This is a genomic window from Pseudomonas sp. ML2-2023-3 (genome assembly GCF_037055275.1).
In the GTDB taxonomy this organism is placed as follows: domain Bacteria; phylum Pseudomonadota; class Gammaproteobacteria; order Pseudomonadales; family Pseudomonadaceae; genus Aquipseudomonas.
On the sequence record NZ_CP146343.1, the window covers coordinates 2,805,644 to 2,824,524 of the forward strand.

The 18,881-nt window shown below is 58.6% G+C and carries 14 protein-coding genes; 10 read left to right on the top strand and 4 right to left on the bottom strand.

Features of this window, described 5'->3' with window-relative positions; translation table 11 throughout:
- Positions 1 to 38 precede the first annotated feature (38 nt).
- Genes V6P94_RS13040 through V6P94_RS13055 form a run of 4 tightly spaced genes read left to right on the top strand, consistent with a single transcriptional unit; the run spans position 39 to position 8,993 of the window.
- Positions 39 to 1,352 (top strand): MdtA/MuxA family multidrug efflux RND transporter periplasmic adaptor subunit, encoded by a 1,314-nt coding sequence (locus V6P94_RS13040; RefSeq protein WP_338646824.1) that lies wholly within the window; start codon positions 39 to 41, stop codon positions 1,350 to 1,352.
- Positions 1,349 to 4,450: an MdtB/MuxB family multidrug efflux RND transporter permease subunit gene (locus V6P94_RS13045; protein WP_338646826.1), complete on the top strand. Its 3,102-nt coding sequence runs from the start codon at positions 1,349 to 1,351 to the stop codon at positions 4,448 to 4,450. The genes V6P94_RS13040 and V6P94_RS13045 overlap by 4 nt, the downstream gene beginning before the upstream one ends.
- Positions 4,447 to 7,554: an efflux RND transporter permease subunit gene (locus V6P94_RS13050; RefSeq protein ID WP_338646829.1), complete on the top strand. Its 3,108-nt coding sequence runs from the start codon at positions 4,447 to 4,449 to the stop codon at positions 7,552 to 7,554. Before V6P94_RS13045 ends, V6P94_RS13050 begins: the two co-directional genes overlap by 4 nt.
- A complete protein-coding gene (locus tag V6P94_RS13055) occupies positions 7,551 to 8,993 on the top strand; it encodes an efflux transporter outer membrane subunit (RefSeq protein WP_133078251.1) in 1,443 nt (480 codons plus the stop codon). Before V6P94_RS13050 ends, V6P94_RS13055 begins: the two co-directional genes overlap by 4 nt.
- 124 nt (positions 8,994 to 9,117) lie before the next feature.
- Here the strand turns inward: V6P94_RS13055 and V6P94_RS13060 are convergent, their stop codons facing one another.
- From V6P94_RS13060 to V6P94_RS13070, 3 genes are all read right to left on the bottom strand, one after another.
- Positions 9,118 to 10,194, bottom strand: a complete 1,077-nt coding sequence (locus V6P94_RS13060; protein WP_338646832.1) for a GGDEF domain-containing protein — start codon at positions 10,192 to 10,194, stop codon at positions 9,118 to 9,120.
- A 142-nt stretch (positions 10,195 to 10,336) separates the two neighbouring features.
- Entirely contained in the window at positions 10,337 to 11,053 is a 717-nt protein-coding gene (locus V6P94_RS13065; RefSeq protein ID WP_133078253.1) for an HPP family protein, read from the bottom strand.
- Positions 11,054 to 11,225: 172 nt separating this feature from the next.
- Complete coding sequence (locus tag V6P94_RS13070) at positions 11,226 to 11,477, bottom strand: hypothetical protein (RefSeq protein WP_133078254.1); 252 nt, start codon at positions 11,475 to 11,477, stop codon at positions 11,226 to 11,228.
- 410 nt (positions 11,478 to 11,887) lie between these two features.
- Here V6P94_RS13070 and V6P94_RS13075 point away from each other — a divergent pair, with 410 nt between their 5' ends.
- The 4 genes from V6P94_RS13075 (at position 11,888) to V6P94_RS13090 (ending at position 15,032) form a co-directional block, all read left to right on the top strand.
- Positions 11,888 to 12,418, top strand: coding sequence for a nuclear transport factor 2 family protein (locus V6P94_RS13075; protein ID WP_133078255.1), 531 nt, complete (start codon positions 11,888 to 11,890; stop codon positions 12,416 to 12,418).
- Positions 12,419 to 12,747: 329 nt separating this feature from the next.
- Positions 12,748 to 13,152, top strand: coding sequence for a TraR/DksA family transcriptional regulator (locus V6P94_RS13080; protein WP_016780464.1), 405 nt, complete (start codon positions 12,748 to 12,750; stop codon positions 13,150 to 13,152).
- A 195-nt stretch (positions 13,153 to 13,347) separates the two neighbouring features.
- Entirely contained in the window at positions 13,348 to 14,682 is a 1,335-nt protein-coding gene (locus tag V6P94_RS13085) for a phospholipase effector Tle1 domain-containing protein (RefSeq protein WP_133078256.1), read from the top strand.
- Positions 14,683 to 14,813: 131 nt separating this feature from the next.
- Positions 14,814 to 15,032, top strand: coding sequence for a hypothetical protein (locus tag V6P94_RS13090; protein WP_133078257.1), 219 nt, complete (start codon positions 14,814 to 14,816; stop codon positions 15,030 to 15,032).
- A gap of 32 nt (positions 15,033 to 15,064) precedes the next feature.
- Here the strand turns inward: V6P94_RS13090 and V6P94_RS13095 are convergent, their stop codons facing one another.
- Positions 15,065 to 15,295, bottom strand: a complete 231-nt coding sequence (locus V6P94_RS13095; protein ID WP_133078258.1) for a hypothetical protein — start codon at positions 15,293 to 15,295, stop codon at positions 15,065 to 15,067.
- Between the two features lie 441 nt (positions 15,296 to 15,736).
- Between V6P94_RS13095 and V6P94_RS13100 the strand changes: the two genes are divergently transcribed.
- Positions 15,737 to 16,207: a hypothetical protein gene (locus tag V6P94_RS13100; protein ID WP_133078259.1), complete on the top strand. Its 471-nt coding sequence runs from the start codon at positions 15,737 to 15,739 to the stop codon at positions 16,205 to 16,207.
- A gap of 304 nt (positions 16,208 to 16,511) precedes the next feature.
- A complete protein-coding gene (locus V6P94_RS13105; RefSeq protein ID WP_133078260.1) occupies positions 16,512 to 18,863 on the top strand; it encodes an RND family transporter in 2,352 nt (783 codons plus the stop codon).
- Positions 18,864 to 18,881: the final 18 nt, after the last annotated feature.

An 18,881-nucleotide genomic window follows, 5' to 3' on the forward strand; every position in this document is an offset into this window, starting at 1 on the left:
CTTATCGTTCGTCCTCCTGTAAATTATCGCTCGCGCTAATGGTTGATCACTCCATGCAATCCTCTGTTTCCCACAAATCCCGTTTCTGGCTGTTTGGCCTGCTGGTCTTGCTGATAGTCCTTGGCCTGTGTTGGTGGCTTTGGCCATCTGCCCCGAAAAAGGCCGCGACTGATCAGCCCGCCGGGCACACCAGCCGCTCGGGGATGATGCGTCCCGGATTTGGCGGGTCTACTCAGCCCGTTCCGGTGCGGGTGTCGGAAGTAGTACAGGGCAATTTCCCGGTGTACTTCAAGGCCCTGGGTACTGTGACGGCACTCAACACGATCAACGTGCGCAGCCGGGTGGCAGGGGAGCTGGTCAAGATCTATTTCAAGGAAGGGCAGATGGTCAAGGCGGGTGAGCTGCTGGCCGAAATCGACCCGCGCAGCTATCAGAACGCGCTGCTGCAAGCCGAAGGCACGCTGCTGCAGAACCAGGCTCAACTGAAAAACGCCCAGGTTGATGTGCAGCGCTATCGTGGCCTGTATGCCGAAGACAGCATCGCCAAGCAGACCCTGGATACAGCCGAAGCACTGGTCAGCCAATATCAGGGCACGGTCAAGACCAATCAGGCAGCCGTCAATGATGCCAAGCTGAACCTGGACTTCACCAAGATCCGGGCACCGATCAGTGGCCGTGTGGGCTTGCGTCAACTGGATGTCGGCAATCTGGTCGCAGCCAACGACACCACGGCCCTGGTTGTGATCACCCAGACCGAGCCGATCGTGGTCGCCTTCACCTTGCCCGAGACCAATCTGGCGCTGGTGCTTGAGCGATATCGCAGCGGCGCAAAAATGCCGGTGCAGGCCTGGAACCGGGGTGACACCAAAGAACTGGCAGTGGGTGTGTTGAGCAGCATCGACAACCAGATTGATATCACCACCGGTACCCTGAAATTCAAGGCGCTGTTCGAGAACCGCGATCAGGTGCTGTTCCCCAACCAGTTCGTCAATGTCCGCCTGCTGGCAGACACCCTTCAAAACGTGGTGCTGGCGCCGACAGCGGCCATTCAGTTCGGCACCAACGGCTCGTTCGTGTATGCAATGGACGGCGACAACAAGGTCAAGATCCGCACCATTAAAGTGGGTGCCACCGACGGCGACGTGACGGTGATCGAAGACGGCCTGGCCCCAGGCAATCGTGTGGTGCTCGAAGGCACCGACCGTCTGCGCGACGGTGGTGCAGTCGAAGTGGTCAATGACAGTGTTGAAGTGCCAACAACGGCCGCAGGGCAACTGCTGGACGGCGGCCCTGACACCGATACAGCTCCGGCCCCGGCCCCTGACAAAGCCAAGACCAAGGCCCGCGAATGAATCTGTCGCGACTGTTTATCCTGCGCCCGGTCGCAACCACGCTGTGCATGCTGGCCATCGTGTTGTCCGGGATCATCGCCTATCGCTTGTTGCCGGTGTCGGCCTTGCCTCAGGTCGACTACCCGACTATCCGCGTGATGACGCTGTATCCCGGGGCCAGTCCGGATGTCATGACCAGTGCCGTGACGGCGCCGCTTGAGCGTCAGTTCGGGCAAATGCCGGGCCTGACGCAAATGGCCTCCACCAGTTCCGGTGGCGCATCGGTGCTGACGTTGCGCTTTAACCTCGACATCAATATGGATGTCGCCGAGCAACAGGTGCAGGCCGCGATCAACGCCGCCAGCAACCTGCTGCCCAAGGATTTACCGGCACCGCCGGTGTACAACAAGGTCAACCCTGCGGATACCCCGGTGCTGACCCTGGCGATCAGTTCCAAAACCATGCCGCTGCCCAAGCTCAATGACCTGGTCGATACGCGCATGGCGCAAAAAATTGCCCAGATCAGCGGCGTTGGTATGGTCAGCATTGCCGGCGGTCAACGCCAGGCCGTGCGGATCAAGGTCAACCCCGAAGCGCTGGCTGCCAATGGCCTGAACCTGTCGGATGTGCGCACCCTGATCGGGGCGTCCAACGTCAACCAGCCCAAGGGTAACTTTGACGGCCCGACCCGGGTATCGATGCTGGACGCCAATGACCAGTTGAAAACCCCTGAGGAATACGCCGAACTGATCCTGGCGTACAACAACGGCGCGCCACTGCGACTCAAGGACGTGGCTGAAATTGTCGATGGCGCCGAAAACGAGCGTCTTGCCGCCTGGGCCAACGAAAACCAGGCTGTGCTGCTCAACATCCAGCGCCAGCCCGGTGCCAACGTGATTGAGGTGGTCGACCGGATCAAGGCACTGCTGCCGAGCATCACCGACAACCTGCCGGCCGGTATCGACGTCACAGTGCTGACCGACCGCACCCAAACCATCCGCGCCTCGGTGCGCGATGTGCAATACGAATTGCTGATCGCCATCGCGCTGGTGGTGATGGTGACATTCCTGTTTCTGCGTCGCGCCAGCGCCACCCTCATTCCATCGATTGCCGTACCGCTCTCGCTGGTCGGTACTTTTGGCGTGATGTACCTGGCCGGGTTCTCGATCAACAACCTGACGCTGATGGCCCTGACCATCGCCACCGGCTTTGTGGTGGATGACGCCATCGTCATGCTCGAAAACATTTCGCGCTATATCGAAGAAGGCGACAGCCCGATGCAGGCCTCGCTCAAGGGCGCCAAGCAAATCGGCTTTACCCTGATCTCGCTGACCCTGTCGCTGATTGCGGTACTGATTCCGCTGCTGTTCATGGCCGACGTGGTGGGGCGTTTGTTCCGCGAGTTTGCGATCACCCTGGCGGTGGCGATCCTGATCTCGCTGGTGGTCTCGCTGACCCTGACGCCCATGATGTGCGCACGCTTGCTCAAGGCAGAACCCAAGCCGCAAGAGCAGGGGCGCTTCTACCGTGCCAGCGGCGCGGTGATTGACTGGATGATTGCCGAGTACGGGCGCATGTTGCAGTGGGTGCTCAAGCACCAGCCGCTGACCCTGCTGGTGGCTATCGGTACCCTGGCGTTGACCGTGTTCTTGTACATGGTGGTGCCCAAGGGCTTCTTCCCGGTGCAGGATACCGGGGTTATCCAGGGCATTTCAGAGGCGCCGCAGTCGATTTCGTTCAGCGCCATGAGCCAGCGTCAGCAGGAGCTGGGCCAGATCATTCTGCAAGACCCGGATGTTGAAAGCCTGTCGTCGTATATCGGGGTGGACGGTGATAACCCGACGCTCAACAGCGGGCGCATGCTGATCAACCTCAAGCCACACAGCGAGCGTAGCGACAGTGCTTCCCAGGTGATTGCGCGCCTGCAACCGCAACTCGACAAGCTGGCGGGCATTCGCCTGTTTATGCAGCCGGTGCAGGACTTGACCATCGAGGACCGTGTGAGCCGCACCCAGTACCAGTTCAGCCTGTCTTCACCGGATGCCGAGTTGCTGAGCACCTGGAGCCAGAATCTGGTCACGGCGCTGTCCAATCAACCCGAGTTGGCCGATGTGGCCAGCGATCTGCAGGACAAGGGCTTGCAGGTGTATCTGGTGATTGACCGCGATGCAGCCTCGCGCCTTGGGGTGTCGGTCGCCAATATCACGGACGCGCTGTACGACGCCTTTGGCCAGCGCCAGATCTCCACCATCTACACCCAGGCCAGCCAGTACCGTGTGGTGCTGCAGGCCAAGGATGGCGAGAAAATAGGCCCGCAAGCACTGGACCAGATCCATGTCAAAACCACCGACGGCGGCCAGGTACGGCTGTCGAGCCTGGCCAGGGTCGAAGAGCGTCAGGCGCAACTGGCGATTTCCCATATCGGCCAGTTCCCTTCGGTCATGGTCTCTTTCAACTTGGCCCCCGGGGTTGCTCTGGGTCAGGCCGTCGAACTGATCGATCAAGTGCAAAAAGACATCGGCATGCCGTTGGGGGTCAAGACCGAGTTCCAGGGCGCTGCACAGGCGTTCCAGGCGTCGCTGTCGAGCACCTTGCTGCTGATTCTGGCGGCGGTGGTCACCATGTACATCGTGCTGGGCGTGCTCTACGAGAGCTACATCCACCCGATCACCATCCTGTCGACCCTGCCTTCGGCGGCGGTGGGTGCCTTGCTGGCGCTGATTCTCAGCGGTAATGACCTGGGGATGATTGCGATTATCGGCATCATTCTGCTGATCGGTATCGTGAAGAAGAACGCGATCATGATGATCGACTTCGCCCTCGATGCCGAACGTAACCAGGGCATGGCCCCCGAGCAGGCGATCTATCAAGCCGCGTTGCTGCGTTTTCGGCCGATTTTGATGACCACCCTGGCGGCCTTGTTTGGTGCCATACCGCTGATGCTGGCCACCGGTTCAGGGGCTGAATTGCGCCAGCCCCTGGGCCTGGTGATGGTCGGTGGTTTGCTGGTGAGCCAGGTGCTGACCCTGTTCACCACACCCGTGATCTACCTGTACTTCGATCGACTGGGTCGTCGCTGGCGCGGTGATGCTGTCCAGGCCGGGCAGGCGCCGGTATGAACCTGTCCGGTCCGTTCATCAAGCGCCCGGTAGCCACCATGCTCCTGAGCCTGGCAATCATGTTGCTGGGCGGCGTGAGTTTTGGTTTGTTGCCGGTGTCGCCGCTGCCCCAAATGGACTTCCCGGTCATCGTGGTCTCGGCCAACTTGCCGGGGGCCAGCCCCGAGGTCATGGCGTCTACCGTGGCCACGCCGCTGGAGCGATCTTTCGGCGCGATCGCCGGGATCAACACCATGAGCAGCAACTCCAGCCAGGGCTCGACCCGGGTGATTTTGCAGTTCGATCAGGACCGCGACATCAACGGTGCAGCACGGGAAGTGCAAGCGGCAATCAACGCTTCGCGCAACCTGCTGCCCAGTGGCATGAAAAGCATGCCGACCTACAAAAAGATCAACCCGTCACAAGCGCCGATCATGGTGTTGTCGCTGACTTCCGAGGTGCTCTCCAAGGGCCAGCTGTACGACCTGGCCTCCACCATCCTCTCCCAAAGCCTGTCCCAGGTGCCGGGTGTGGGCGAAGTGCAGATTGGCGGCAGTTCGTTGCCTGCGGTGCGTATCGAGCTGGAGCCGCAACTGCTCAACCAGTACGGTGTTTCCCTGGATGACGTGCGCAGCACCATTGCCAATGCCAACGTGCGTCGCCCCAAGGGCGCGGTGTCCGACGGTGATCGCAACTGGCAGATCCAGGCCAACGACCAGCTGGAAAAAGCCAAGGACTACGAGCCGCTGATCATCCGTTACCAGGATGGCGCAGCCCTGCGACTGAGCCACGTGGCCAAGGTCAAGGACAGTGTCGAAGACCGCTACAACAGTGGCTTTTTCAATAACGATGCAGCGGTGCTGCTCGTGGTCAACCGTCAGGCCGGGGCCAACATCATCGAGACCGTGAACGCGATCAAGGCCCAGTTGCCGGCCCTGCAGGCGGTGCTGCCGGCCAGTGTCCAGCTGAACCTGGCGATGGACCGTTCGCCCGTGATCAAGGCCACCTTGCATGAAGCCGAAATGACCCTGCTGATTGCCGTGGCACTGGTGATTCTGGTGGTGTTCCTGTTCCTCGGCAATTTCCGTGCGTCGCTGATTCCGACGCTGGCGGTACCGGTTTCATTGGTGGGCACCTTCGCGATCATGTACCTGTACGGGTTCTCGCTGAACAACCTGTCGCTGATGGCCCTGATTCTGGCCACCGGGCTGGTGGTGGATGACGCCATCGTGGTGCTGGAGAACATCTCGCGCCACATCGATGCCGGTATTGCTCCCATGAAAGCCGCGTACCTGGGGGCCAAGGAAGTCGGATTCACCTTGCTCTCGATGAACGTGTCGCTGGTAGCGGTGTTCCTGTCGATCTTGTTCATGGGCGGGATTGTCGAAAGCCTGTTCCGCGAGTTTTCCATCACCCTGACAGCGTCCATTGTAGTGTCGCTGGTGGTGTCGTTGACCCTGACGCCGATGCTGTGTGCACGTTGGCTCAAGCCCCATGTGCCGGGCACTGAAAACGCCATGCAGCGCTGGAGCATCCGCCTCAACGAGCGCATGGTCAGTGGCTATGCCCGCAGCCTGGACTGGGTGTTGCGCCACAAGCGCCTGACGCTGTTCAGCCTGCTGGTGACCATTGGCGTCAACGTTGCACTGTATGTGGTGGCACCGAAAACCTTCATGCCGCAACAGGACACCGGGCAACTGATCGGTTTTGTTCGCGGTGACGATGGCCTGTCGTTCAGCGTGATGCAGCCGAAGATGGAAATCTTCCGCAAGGCGGTGCTGGCCGACCCTGCGGTCGAGAGCGTCGCGGGTTTTATTGGCGGTAACGGCGGTACCAACAATGCGTTCATGATCGTGCGCCTCAAGCCGATTTCAGAGCGCAAGGTGTCTGCACAAAAGGTCATCGAGCGCTTGCGCGAAAACATGCCCAAAGTCCCCGGTGGCCGCCTGATGCTGATGGCCGACCAGGACCTGCAGTTTGGCGGCGGGCGTGATCAGACCAGCTCGCAATACTCGTACATCCTGCAAAGTGGCGACCTCGGCCAATTGCGCACCTGGTATCCGAAAGTGGTGGCCGCGCTCAAGGAGCTGCCGGAACTGACGGCCATCGATGCCCGCGAAGGTCGCGGCGCACAACAGGTGACGCTGGTGGTTGACCGCGACCAGGCCAAACGCCTGGGGGTGGACATGGACATGGTCACGGCCGTGCTCAACAACGCCTACAGCCAGCGGCAGATTTCCACCATCTATGACAGCCTGAACCAGTATCAGGTGGTGATGGAGGTCAATCCCAAATACGCCCAGGACCCTGAAACCCTGAATCAGGTGCAGGTAATTACCGCCGAGGGTCAGCGCATCCCGCTGTCGACCATTGCCCATTACGAGAACAGCCTGCAGAACGACCGGGTCTCCCACGAAGGCCAGTTCGCTTCGGAGACCATTGCGTTTGACATGGCACCCGGGGTCTCGCTGGAGCAGGGCACTGCGGCCATTGAACGGGCTATCGCAAAACTCGGCTTGCCCGAGGAAGTGATCGTGAAAATGGCCGGTACGGGAGATGCCTTTGCCGCCACACAAAAAAGCCAGCCGTTCATGATTCTGGGTGCGTTGGTGGCGGTGTATCTGGTGCTGGGGATTCTCTATGAGAGTTACATCCACCCGCTGACCATTCTGTCGACCTTGCCGTCGGCCGGTGTCGGCGCGCTGCTGAGTATCTACCTCACGGGCGGCGAATTCAGCCTGATCTCGCTGCTCGGTTTGTTCTTGCTGATCGGTGTGGTGAAGAAAAACGCGATCTTGATGATCGATCTTGCGCTGCAACTGGAGCGGCACTCGGGCCTTGCGCCGCAGGAGTCGATCCGCAGTGCGTGCCTGCAACGTTTAAGGCCGATTTTGATGACCACCCTGGCGGCCATTCTCGGCGCCTTGCCGTTGATGCTGAGCACCGCTGAAGGTGCAGAAATGCGCCAGCCCCTGGGCCTGACCATTATCGGCGGGCTGATTTTCAGCCAGATCCTGACCCTTTACACCACCCCGGTGGTTTACCTCTATCTCGACCGTCTGCGCCATCGTTTCAACAAGTGGCGTGGCGTGCGCACTGATGCTGCTCTGGAAACTCCGCTATGACCTCTCGTTTGTTTCTCCTTGCCCCGGCATTGTCCGTTGCGCTGCTCAGTGCCTGTGCAATCGGCCCGGACTACCAGCGCCCGCAAACCTCAGCGCCCCTTGAGTACAAAGAGGCCGCCGGCTGGACTCAGGCCAACCCGAGCGATTCATTGGCCCGTGGTGCCTGGTGGGAGTTGTACGGTGATCAGCAGCTCAACGGGCTGGTTGAAAAACTCAACAGTTCCAACCAGACCATTGCGCAGTCCGAAGCCCAGTTCCGTCAGGCCCAGGCATTGGTGCGCAGCGCGCGCGGGGCCTTTTTGCCCAGCGCCGACTTGAGCGTGGGCAAAACCCGCTCCAGCCAGGGCACCGGTAGCTCCAACTCAAGCCTGACCAGTTCCAGCAGCGGTATTCGTGACACCTTGAATGCCCAGGTCGGGGTGAGTTGGGAGGCTGATGTGTGGGGCAAACTGCGTCGCGGCCTGGAAGCCAACGAGGCCAGTGCCGAAGCCAGCCTGGCCGATCTGGCCGCCATGCGCCTGAGCCAGCAATCGGAACTGGTGCAGAACTACCTGCAGCTACGGGTTATCGATGAGCAAAAGCGCTTGCTGGAAGCCACGGTCGAGGCGTATCAGCGTTCGCTGAAAATGAGCGAAAACCAGTACCGTGCGGGGATTTCCGGCAAGGATGCGGTGGCTCAGGCGCAAACCCAGTTGCGCAATACACAGGCCAGCCTGATCGACTTGATCTGGCAGCGCGCACAGTTTGAAAACGCGATCGCGGTACTCACCGGGCAGGCACCAGCGGGGTTCAACCTGGCTGAAATGGCAGACGTGCCCAAGCTGCCGCAGATCCCGGTCAGCCTGCCTTCACAACTGCTGGAAAGACGTCCTGATATCGCCTCGGCGGAGCGTTCGGTTATCGCTGCCAATGCCAATATCGGCGTCGCCAAAGCGGCTTACTACCCGGACTTCAGCCTGAGCCTGTCGGGCGGTTACAGCAGCAGCCAGTATCAGGACTGGATCAGCGTGCCGAACCGTTTCTGGTCGGTGGGGCCGAAAATTTCCCTGCCGCTGTTTGATGGCGGCCAGCGATCGGCAGAAGTGGACCGTAACGAAGCCGTCTACGACCAGACCGTGGCCAAGTACCGCCAGACCGTGCTCGACGGTTTACGGGAAGTGGAAAACTACATGGTGCAGTTGAAGGTGCTGGGGGATGAGTCTGTGGTGCAGGAACAGGCACTGGAATCGGCCCGCGAATCGCTGCGCTTGACCAGCAACCAGTACAAGGCGGGCCTGATTGCTTATCTGGACGTGGTCTCGGTACAAACCACCGCCCTGAGCACCGAGCGCAGCGTGCTCAACCTGCTGCAAAGCCGACTGATTGCCAGCGTGCAGTTGATCGCGGCGTTGGGTGGCGGTTGGGATGGAAGCACTGACCTGAGTGCTCAGGAACAATAAAATCTGCCTCGATGGCGCTCACCAAACCTGATGGTTGCAGCGCCTTTGTGGGAGCGGGCTTGCTCGCGATGGAAGCACTGCGGTCGTTCGAATACACCTCGGCACCTGTATCGCGAGTCGGTCTCTACTGATAAACACTGAACCGGTCCTTGCCGCTGTGCTTGGATGCGTACAACGCCTTGTCTGCATTGGCCAGGGCCTGGTTCAGGGTGTCGTCATCGCCCACCCGGGCCAGGCCGATGCTGACAGTCACCGGGTGCGAATGGGGGGCTTCACGCACCTGTCGGCACAACGTATCCATCAGCGTCTCGGCGTCGCTGCGACGTACACCGGCCAGGTACACGGCAAACTCTTCTCCGCCCAGTCGCGCGTATTCATGGTCGGCCATCACTCCCTTGATGATGTCGGCAGTACGCTTGAGCACTTCATCGCCAATATCATGGCCAAACTGGTCGTTGACCTTCTTGAAGTTATCGATATCGATCATCGCGAGATAGTGGTCGTGTTCCCGGGGCAGGGCCTGTAACTCATGGCCTGCCTGGAGCATGAAGGAGCGCCGGTTGGGAATCTCGGTCAGGGCATCCAGATAAGCCTGGGCCACCAGCAATTTGGACATTGTGTAGTTGTGCAGTTTGACCCGGCGTAGTTTGAAAAAGCTGTAGATCGTCAGGCTGCACAAAAAGGCGAAGTAGCACAGGATCAAGAGGCCGCGCAGATCCATGATCGACGCCTGGGTCATCAGGAAAGGGTTGAGCATCACGCAGTTGATGGCCGCAACGCTGAGAAAGGCCCAGCGGCTCAGGGGCAAAACCGATGCGCTGTAAAGAATGCTGGAACTGGCAAGTGCCAGCCAGATGGGCTGTGTCTCTGCAGGCAGGCCAAAGATGATCAGGCGCAGGCCGAGCGTGATGAACAGGACGAAAATCAGGTTGAGTACTTCGAAGTGCCGGTAGTTGTGAATAAAGCCAAGAATGACAGTCAGCCCCACCATGACGCTGATAAACAGCAGGGAAAGGCCGGTAAAACCCTGGCCGCCCTTGGTGCTGACAATAAGGTTGAACAGCAACCAGATCGCAATGCTCGTGATGTAGGTCAGGCGGCAAAAGTTGCGCAGTTTTTCGAAATCGTGTTGGGCAAATTCGGCTTGCAAGGCAGGGGGGGCAGCTTGTTTCGAAATCGCTGATTCAATGGTTTTGAGCATCGCGCGCCTTGATCACTGTCGGATGACGGTATCCGGGGGGATCAAGTGTTCCACAATTTTCTCCCCGGAGTTGCCCGGATAACCCTAGCAGGAGTTGGCGGCTTATCGAAACCGGGCAAGCCAATAGTGCCCGGTATCCGCATCAGCCCTCGTGGGCGAAGACTTCGCCGATGCTGCGACGGCGCGCATGTTGTTCGCTGGCCCTGATCAGCTCTTCAAGATCTTCTGGGGTGACGTCGATGAACGCGTCCATTTGCTGCAATGCATGTTGCAAGTCCTGGGCGGTAATGCCCGGGTCAACGGGGGCCTGATCAGCAATCACCAGCGGGTTCGCCTCGGCCGATTTTTTTGGGTAACGCACACGGGTCAGATTGTTGTAGGCCAGCGCCGCAATCAGCATGCTCACTGCGCTGAGCATCACCGGGGCGAGCATGCCCCACCCCAGGCTGGCACTGTCCGGGTCAGCCAGCACCACCAGTAACGCCAGCGCACCGGCAGGCGGGTGCAGGCAGCGCAGCAGGCACATGCACAGCATGGCGATGCCGACGGCGAGGCAGGCGCTGTCCAGGCCGCGCCCAAAAAAGTACACCACTCCCAGAGACACCACCGTTGCACACAGGTAGCCGCCGACAATCGACCAGGGTTGTGCCAGCGCACCTGAAGACACGGCAAACAGCAAAATGGCCGAAGCACCCAGCGGGCCAATCAAATGCATGGCCACGGGCAGACCAAAGAACAGGCTGCACACCCAGACGCTGAACAGCGTGCCAAGGGATACGCCTACGGCTGCGCGGCTCCATTCAGTGGGACGGGTGTTCGTAGCCGCAGGCAATAGGCGGCTGATCCAGCGGTTTTGCATGGTCAGGACAATCCGGTGTTGTGGAGCGGGGAGGTAAAAAAAGGGCCTGACGGGATTACCGGCAAGCCCTTGAAATGTCCCTTCATTTGGGGGAGGAACGGGTGCAGTCTGCCCCGTAATGGGGCAGTCCGCAAATGCATAATAATGCTTGTTAAGTGCATTATTTTTGATGTTAGCCGCGATTATCAGCGGCAAGCTTGCCCAGAACGCGCTCATACACCTCGTTGTTCAATAGACGCTGCTCTATAAAGGTGCGTGCGGCAGGGCTCTTGGCCAGCGGACCTTTTAGAACAATCAATGCATCCCGCAGTTTCAGCAGCTTGCACAGTGTCAGCACGCACGTGTCGTCTGCGCATCCTTGCGCCTGGGAACACAGGTCCTGCTCGGGGCAGTGGTCAGCATTGGCAAGCAAGGATTCATTCATCACGTTGTGCTCCATATAGGCAGGGTATGGATGGACGCATAGAGGGTATTGTCGCCAATGCCATGTATCAGGATACAAGCAGTGACATAACGCTTGTTTACTCAGCTGGCGATCTAGGATTAGCGGCAATGATTGTAAAGTTTCAAAACTGCGGGGTGTTGTAAGGTAATGCGTAGCTAAGAGATAAGGTTTACGGAGAAAACTGTAGGATTGTTCGATGTGGTCGGTGAGGTATGAGGGATCGTGAAATCACTCATGAATATGAGCTCAGTCGCGCTTTTACTGATGTGGTTTCATGCTGAAGCTGGCATCAGTAGTTAAAAGTAGAAATACTTTATGCGAGCGTTGTCAGCCCCTGCTCAAGATGACTTTGCGTGCCCATCAAACCCGACTTCCAGGACGCATCCCTAATGCCGAACATCGCTGGTTCGATTGAAAAGTACATTTTTGCCAAGGATTCAAACCGTCCTGACCTTTTGCGCCAAGCCTTCACTGCAGATGCAACCCTTGAAATGGTTGTACGCACCGGTGTCATTTCATTTCCCCCTCAGGTCAGCGGTCGAGCAGGTATCGCCGATGTGCTGGTGCGCCGCTTTGGCCAGAGTTATGAAAACGTCTATACATTTTGTCTGGGTGAGCCACCCAAGGCAGGCGCCAATACCCATGCCTGCAAATGGCTGGTGGGAATGTCTGTCAAAGAGACTCGCGAATTACGCATAGGTTGCGGCGAATATCACTGGCGATTTGCGCCGCAGTCGGGACTGGCAGAGCATCTGTGCATCACGATCGAGCACATGCAGGTTTGTCCGTCGCAATTCCTTGAACCTGTAATGAATTGGCTGCAGAGTCTGGATTACCCGTGGTGCCTGCCTGGCGAGATGATTGAGAGGGCGCCACAGCTCAGCAACATTGCCCCTGTCATTGAGTATCTTCAAACCTGAGCCTTGGCTCGCGGCCTGTAATTACAGATCCATGCGCACACCACGTCTTAGCACGTGATGTGTGCATTTTCAGCCTGGCCATTGAATTTCTTGCTATAAACGCACTCCATTAGCCCCCGGCGAACACGTTTTTCAGCGATTTTCAGGTTTTGCTGGACAATAGGTGCTTTTTCGGTTGCTGAGTCGATAAGTCGGCCTTAGACTGCCGCCCCTCGTAAATTGAGTGCCGGGTGGCGCTTGAAATAGATGGCACCTAACGGGTTGGGATCAAAATCGGTCAGAACGCTCCCTAATTAGCCTTAATGCACGTATTTTTTATAGAGAAATCAATGACAAAGGATAAGTTGCTGGCCATGCCGGCGGATGACTACATGAATGCCGAGCAACATGCTTTTTTCAGCGAGCTGTTGCAAAACATGAAGGTTGAAACCCACGAGCGTATCGAGCAGAACCGCATCGCGATCGAGAGCCTGGACACTCCGGCCGACCCTGCAGACGCCGCTTCGGTTGAAGAAGAGCGCACCTGGCTGGTGAACGCAATCGACCGTGACCAGCGCATGCTGCCTCAGCTTGAGCAAGCACTTGAGCGTATCAAGGACGACAGCTTCGGCTGGTGTGATGACAGTGGCGATGCAATCGGCCTCAAGCGCCTGCTGATCAGCCCTACCACCAAGTACTGCATCGAAGCTCAAGAGCGTCACGAGCAAATCGACAAGCATCAGCGTCAGGCCTAAGCGCCTGTCCTTGCCGGAACCGCGCCATGCGGTTTCGGTAGCTTGGGCTCTGCAGTCGTTCCCATTGCAAGCCTCTCCCCCGCAGCAATTCCCGCTAAAATTTTAAATAGACGTTTGGCTGAGTGTCCTGGTGATGTCCCTTTATATTCGGCACGGCGTTTTTGCGCGAAGCTGAATTAATCGAGGGTCAGAGTCATGAGTCGCTCAAGCAATACGGAGCGTGTATTGCGTGTCGGTATCTTTTTCGATGGCACAGCCAATAACCAGTTCAACCTTCTGCTGGGCCAGGAGCGTCAGGCCCAGGGCCTGAAGGTCGATCCCGCCAGCAGTTATGCCGGCACCCCGACCAATATCGCCCGTCTGCACCGCCATTACCCTGTGCAAACGACGTTCAGCGATGCGCGAGCGCAGACATCGCTTTACGTCAGCGGAATTGGCACCACCACCGCTGCGGCGGATACCGCGTTTCCGGGCCTGAGCTATGGCCGTGGCCGCACCGGTGTGCTGGGCAAGGCCGATGAGGCCCAGGCGCTGCTGAGCCAATGTCTGGGGCGATTTGTCCGGCTTGCTCCCCCCAACACCCTGGGTCGTTTGCAGCTGGATATCTTTGGCTTCAGTCGGGGCGCGGCAGCAGCCCGGCACTTCGCCAACCAAGTGCGCACCCTCCCTTTTAAAAAACAGTTTGCCCTGGCGCCCGACTTCACATGCTCCATTGAGTTTATTGGTTTGTTCGATACCGTCGCGGCGATGGGCGGGTTGGAGGACCTGGGTGATGTGGGGGATGAGATCAACCCGGGGCTCAATCTGTATCTGGGGCCTGACTGTGCGCAACAAGTGGTGCAGTTGTGCGCCCGGGATGAATACCGGCGCAATTTTTCCCTGACCCGCATTGCGCCGCAATGGCCGCTGGATATTTTTCTGCCGGGTGCCCATGCCGATCTGGGGGGTGGTTATCCGGTCGAGATGCAAGAGCAGGTGCAGTTGACGCGCTGGCAAAGCAATCTGGTCAGCCCGTCCACACCCGTCAGGCTGACCCGGGCCTGGAAGCTGACTCAAGCGCAATGGCTGGACTGGCAGGAGAAGGACTTGATTGATCCGCTGGCGCCGGACGATTTTTTGCAGGTGCGCACTGAGGAGCGCAAGGCAGGCACTCGCCAGGATCCGATGAAGAGGGTCCAGGCCGCTGTCTTTATGCAACGCCGCCTGTACGGCCAGCTTTCACGCCTGTATTTACGCATGATGCACAGGCTGGCGTGTGAGCACGGGGTGCCCTTTGCTGCCCTGAGCGACGCACAGGACGCCTTGCCTGACGAACTGATCCCCATTGCTGCAAGGCTGGAGGGTCAGGTGCCGAAAAATGCGATCAAGCTGACTAATGCCCAGGAGCGTTTACTGCGCCAGCGCTACGTGCATCATTCGGCCAACTGGAATGCCAATGTGGGTGAGGGGCTCGGGGTGCTGGACAAGGGATTCTTCAACATACCGCAAGAGGGTGGGCGCTCTGTGTTCGACCAGAAGGCACCGGTCTGAGCGTAGGTGACACGGATATTGTTACAGCTGATGCAATGGAGCTATGCAGGGCATGGCTTTTTCCATCGAGCGTTACTCTTTAAGATGGCCGACATCGTTAGGTGACTAACTAAATAGGTGGAGTAACCATCATGTCTAACCGGGTTGATGTCGCCGTGATGATTGGCAGCGGTGTGCCCGAAGGGTTACGGGCCACGGGGCAGAAGGCTTGCTGGGTTGTGCTGGTCAATGGTGAGCAGCGGGGTACGGCGTTCTCGAGCCGCCTGGAAGCGGAGGAGTGTCGCTCTGCCTGGATGGCGCAGTTGAGCGCCACCCAATGGGCAGCGCACGGTCGGGCGCAGCGCGCTTGATTCGGGTCTGCCGGGTTCCCGTATTGGAGGGGCTAGGCGTTAAGGGCGCCTGCGTCCACCGCCTGTTTTAATTCAAGTGCCGAACTCTTGGCTGCAATTTCTGCCTGCTCGGCGGTCTTGAACCAGCGGTCTTTCTCGACCTGATGGTAAGTCACCGTTTTTAGCGGTGGCTTGGCGCGCATGACAATCACTGCCTGAAACTCACCGTCGACTTCTTTGGACTCGCCGCGGATAAAAAATTCGCCAATATCAAATTCCGTCACGTGTCACTTTCCCTTCGAGGTAATGGAGCCCAGACAACCCGGCGGCATGGGCCAGGTCGATTTTTGCGCAAGTATGGCAGTTGTTGACACCCAGCGGCGCAGTTAACGTGTCCGGGCGACGAAAGCGCTATTTCACGGTCAGCAAACGAAGTAAAAATAGCGGTTTGCCCGATTGAGAAGTGGATGTGTATACCCAATCTCGGGCATGAGTCGGTAGAATGGCACTCCGGTTGTATTTTTTAGCCTGTTTTTTGCTGATGCAGGCCCGGGTTGATGCCCATTAACCTGCGGTAATCGTCGGTCTTTGTTACATGCCACTCCCGACTCCAGCAGTCCGGAGATTTTGTTGTATCCGGTTTTTATATAAGTGGGCTGAGGCCTTTTTTCTGCTGCCTGTCATTTGTTCTGGTAGCTCCACTTCACGTTTTCGAGGGTTTTTCGTTGGCAGTCAGCAATCTGGAGATGCATGCGTTATTTGTTCTTGGCGATTTGCGGGCGCGGTTGGTCAAACTGTTCCAGTCCCGCTTTGTGTACATCACCGAGCAGAACGCAGAAGGTATTTACATCGCTGAAATCGATACAGAAGCAGCGTTGGTAGTCGATGACAAGCCAGGCCTGGGGCTCAAGGTTGGCGATCATTTTCGCGCTGCGGTCCTGCCCAGCCGTGAAGGTGGCAAGTTCGAAATCAAATTCCGCGACATCAAGATGACCATCTACGGCATCGGCGATTACGCCTATGTCAGCTCACCTCTGGGCGAAGGCATCGTATTCAAGGAAGGTCAGACCGTGATGTTGATCTTCGCCGCCCAGGAGCAGCTCAAGGAAGGCCTGAGCAAAACCCTGAAGGCCGTCACTGCCAAAGCCGCCAAATGGCCCAAGGGCGAGTTGACGTTCAAGGCCAGTAAAGAGTGACAAGAGATACCCTGTAGTCGCTGAGGAGCGTAGCGAGGCTGCTATGGGGATGGTGCGCCACTGCGACGCTGCCACCGTGAGCTCAGGCTACGCGCAATAACGAATACTCAGGTTTACGGCCGCTGCGCAGCCGATCGCAGCCTCGCTGCGCTCCTCAGCGGCTACATATTCAAGGCGCTGGCTTTAAGCTTTTGCGCAGTCCATCCCTCAAACAGCATAACCCTTATGGACGATGTTCAAGGGGCGGGGCCGTTTGATTATCGCGATCACCTAAACGAGTGTGCGAGGGACCGCGAGCATGGGCATGCAGCGCTTTGTAAACAACTGCGCCGAGCAATTGATGGCCCGGCGCAATGTCCTGCTTGGCTTTTTTCTGCTGGTAACCCTGGCCTTGGGCTACAGCGCCACCCACGTACGGCTGGACCCCGGATTCAACAAGCAGATTCCGGTGCGTCATGCCTACATGCTCAACTTCCTGGACTTCAGCCGTATCTTCACCGGCGCCAATCGCCTGCTGGTCAGCGTGCACTGGAAAGGCCAGGGCGATCTCTACAACCCCGAGTTCCTCCAGACCCTGCAGAACGTCACCGACGACGTGTTTTACATCTCCGGGGTCAGCCGCCCCAGCGTGACCTCGCTGTTTACCCCCAACGTGCGTTACATCGAAATCACTGAAGACGGTTATGTCGGTGATCTGGTGGTGCCGCCGCAATATGCCGCCACGCCCGAAGACTTGCAGCAAGTGCGCAGTAATGCCGCGCGCTCAGGACAGATCGGCCGCTTGCTGGCCAACGATCTGAAATCGGCGATGGTGCGCGCCGACCTGCAGGACATCGACCCCAAAACCGGGCAACCGGTGAGCTACGTGCAGATCGCCCAGCGCCTGGAAGATATCCGCACCAAATACAGCAGTGCCGATATCGAAATCAACATCGTCGGCTTTGCCAAGCTGGTGGGCGACGTGGTCGAAGGCCTGAATACGGTGATGGGCTTTTTCGCCATCGCATTCCTGATTACCGGTGTGCTGTTGTGGGTGTATTCGCGCTCGTGGCGCCTGACGCTGGTGGCGCTGTTTGTCGCCTTGCTGCCGGTCATCTGGCTGCTCGGCCTGTTGCCATTGCTGGGTCTTGGGATCGATCCAATGTCGATTCTGGTACCGTTCCTGATCTTCTCCATTGGCGTGTCCCACGCCGTGCAAATGACCAACGCCTGGAAGCAGGAAGTGCTGGCCGGCAGTGACTCGGTCACTGCCGCCAAGGCGGCGTTCAGCAAGATATTTATCCCCGGTGCCCTGGCGTTGCTGATGAACGCCCTGGGTTTCGGGGTGATCATGCTGATCGATATCCCCATCGTTCACGAGCTGGGTGTTACGGCCTGCATCGGCGTGATGCTGATGATCATCACTAACAAGGTCATGCTGCCGCTCATCATCGCGCATCTGCGACTTGAACCGCGCTTGATGACGGCAAAGGCGAACGTGTCTAACCAGCGCCACCCGCTGTGGTGGCGGGTATCAGCGCTGGCCACACCGGGCCCGGCCCTGTGGGTGTTCGCCCTGAGTCTGGTGCTATTGGCGGTGGGGGCTATCAAGGCCCGTGAGCTGGCGACCGGTGACATCGGTTCAGGTGCGCCGGAGCTGCGTGCCGACTCGCGCTACAACCAGGACAACCAGAAAATCATCAGCAATTACTCCATCGGGCTGGATGTGTTGTCGGTGTTCCTGACTATTAGTGATCGCAGTGAAGCCTGTCTGGATCCGGCGGTCATGCGGGCAGTGGAAACTTTCGACTACAAAATGCGCGAAGTGCCCGGTGTGCAATCGGTGCAAAGCGTGGCGGGCATGAGCAAGCAAGTGATTGCCGGCAACAATGAAGGCAATCCTCGCTGGGCAGCCATTCCGGGTTCGTCCCAGGGCTTGCAGCAGGGCGCCTATGCCTATTCGCCGGACTCGGGGCTGGTGACTGACGGCTGTCAGCAGATGCAGATTCTGGTGTTTTTGACCGACCATGAAGGCGCCACCGTGGCCCATGTACTGGACGAGGCCAAGCGCATCATCGCTGCCATCCAGGTGCCGGGCGTGGAGTTCAAACTGGCGGGCGGTAACATCGGTGTCATGGCCGCGTCCAACGAAGCGGTCAAACACGCCGAGGTGGTGATGCTCGCAGCGTTGTTCTTCTCGGTGGCGCTGTTTTGCCTGCTGACCTTTCGCTCGGTGCGAGCCGTGTTGTGCATCCTGGTGCCTCTGGCGATCGTCGCCGTGTTGTGCAATGCCCTGATGGCGCTGCTGGGCATTGGCCTCAAGGTGGCCACGCTGCCGGTGATGGCGCTGGGCGTGGGAGTAGGGGTGGACTACGGGATCTACCTTTACGAGCGCATCGAGCATGAAATGGCCGATGGGCAGGACCTGCGCGAAGCCTTCTACCGCGCCATGTGCCAGCGCGGCACCGCCGCGGTTTTTACCGCACTGACCATGTCGCTGGGTGTGTGTACCTGGGTGTTCGCCCCCCTCAAGTTCCAGGCCGACATGGGCCTGCTGCTGGCCTTCATGTTTATGGTCAACGTGCTGGGCGCGATCTTCCTGCTTCCGGCGCTGGCCGCGTGGTTCAACCTGGGCAAGCCGTTGGTGGAGTCCGCTCCCACACGAGCATTTGCATGACCAATAAAAAAGGAGAAC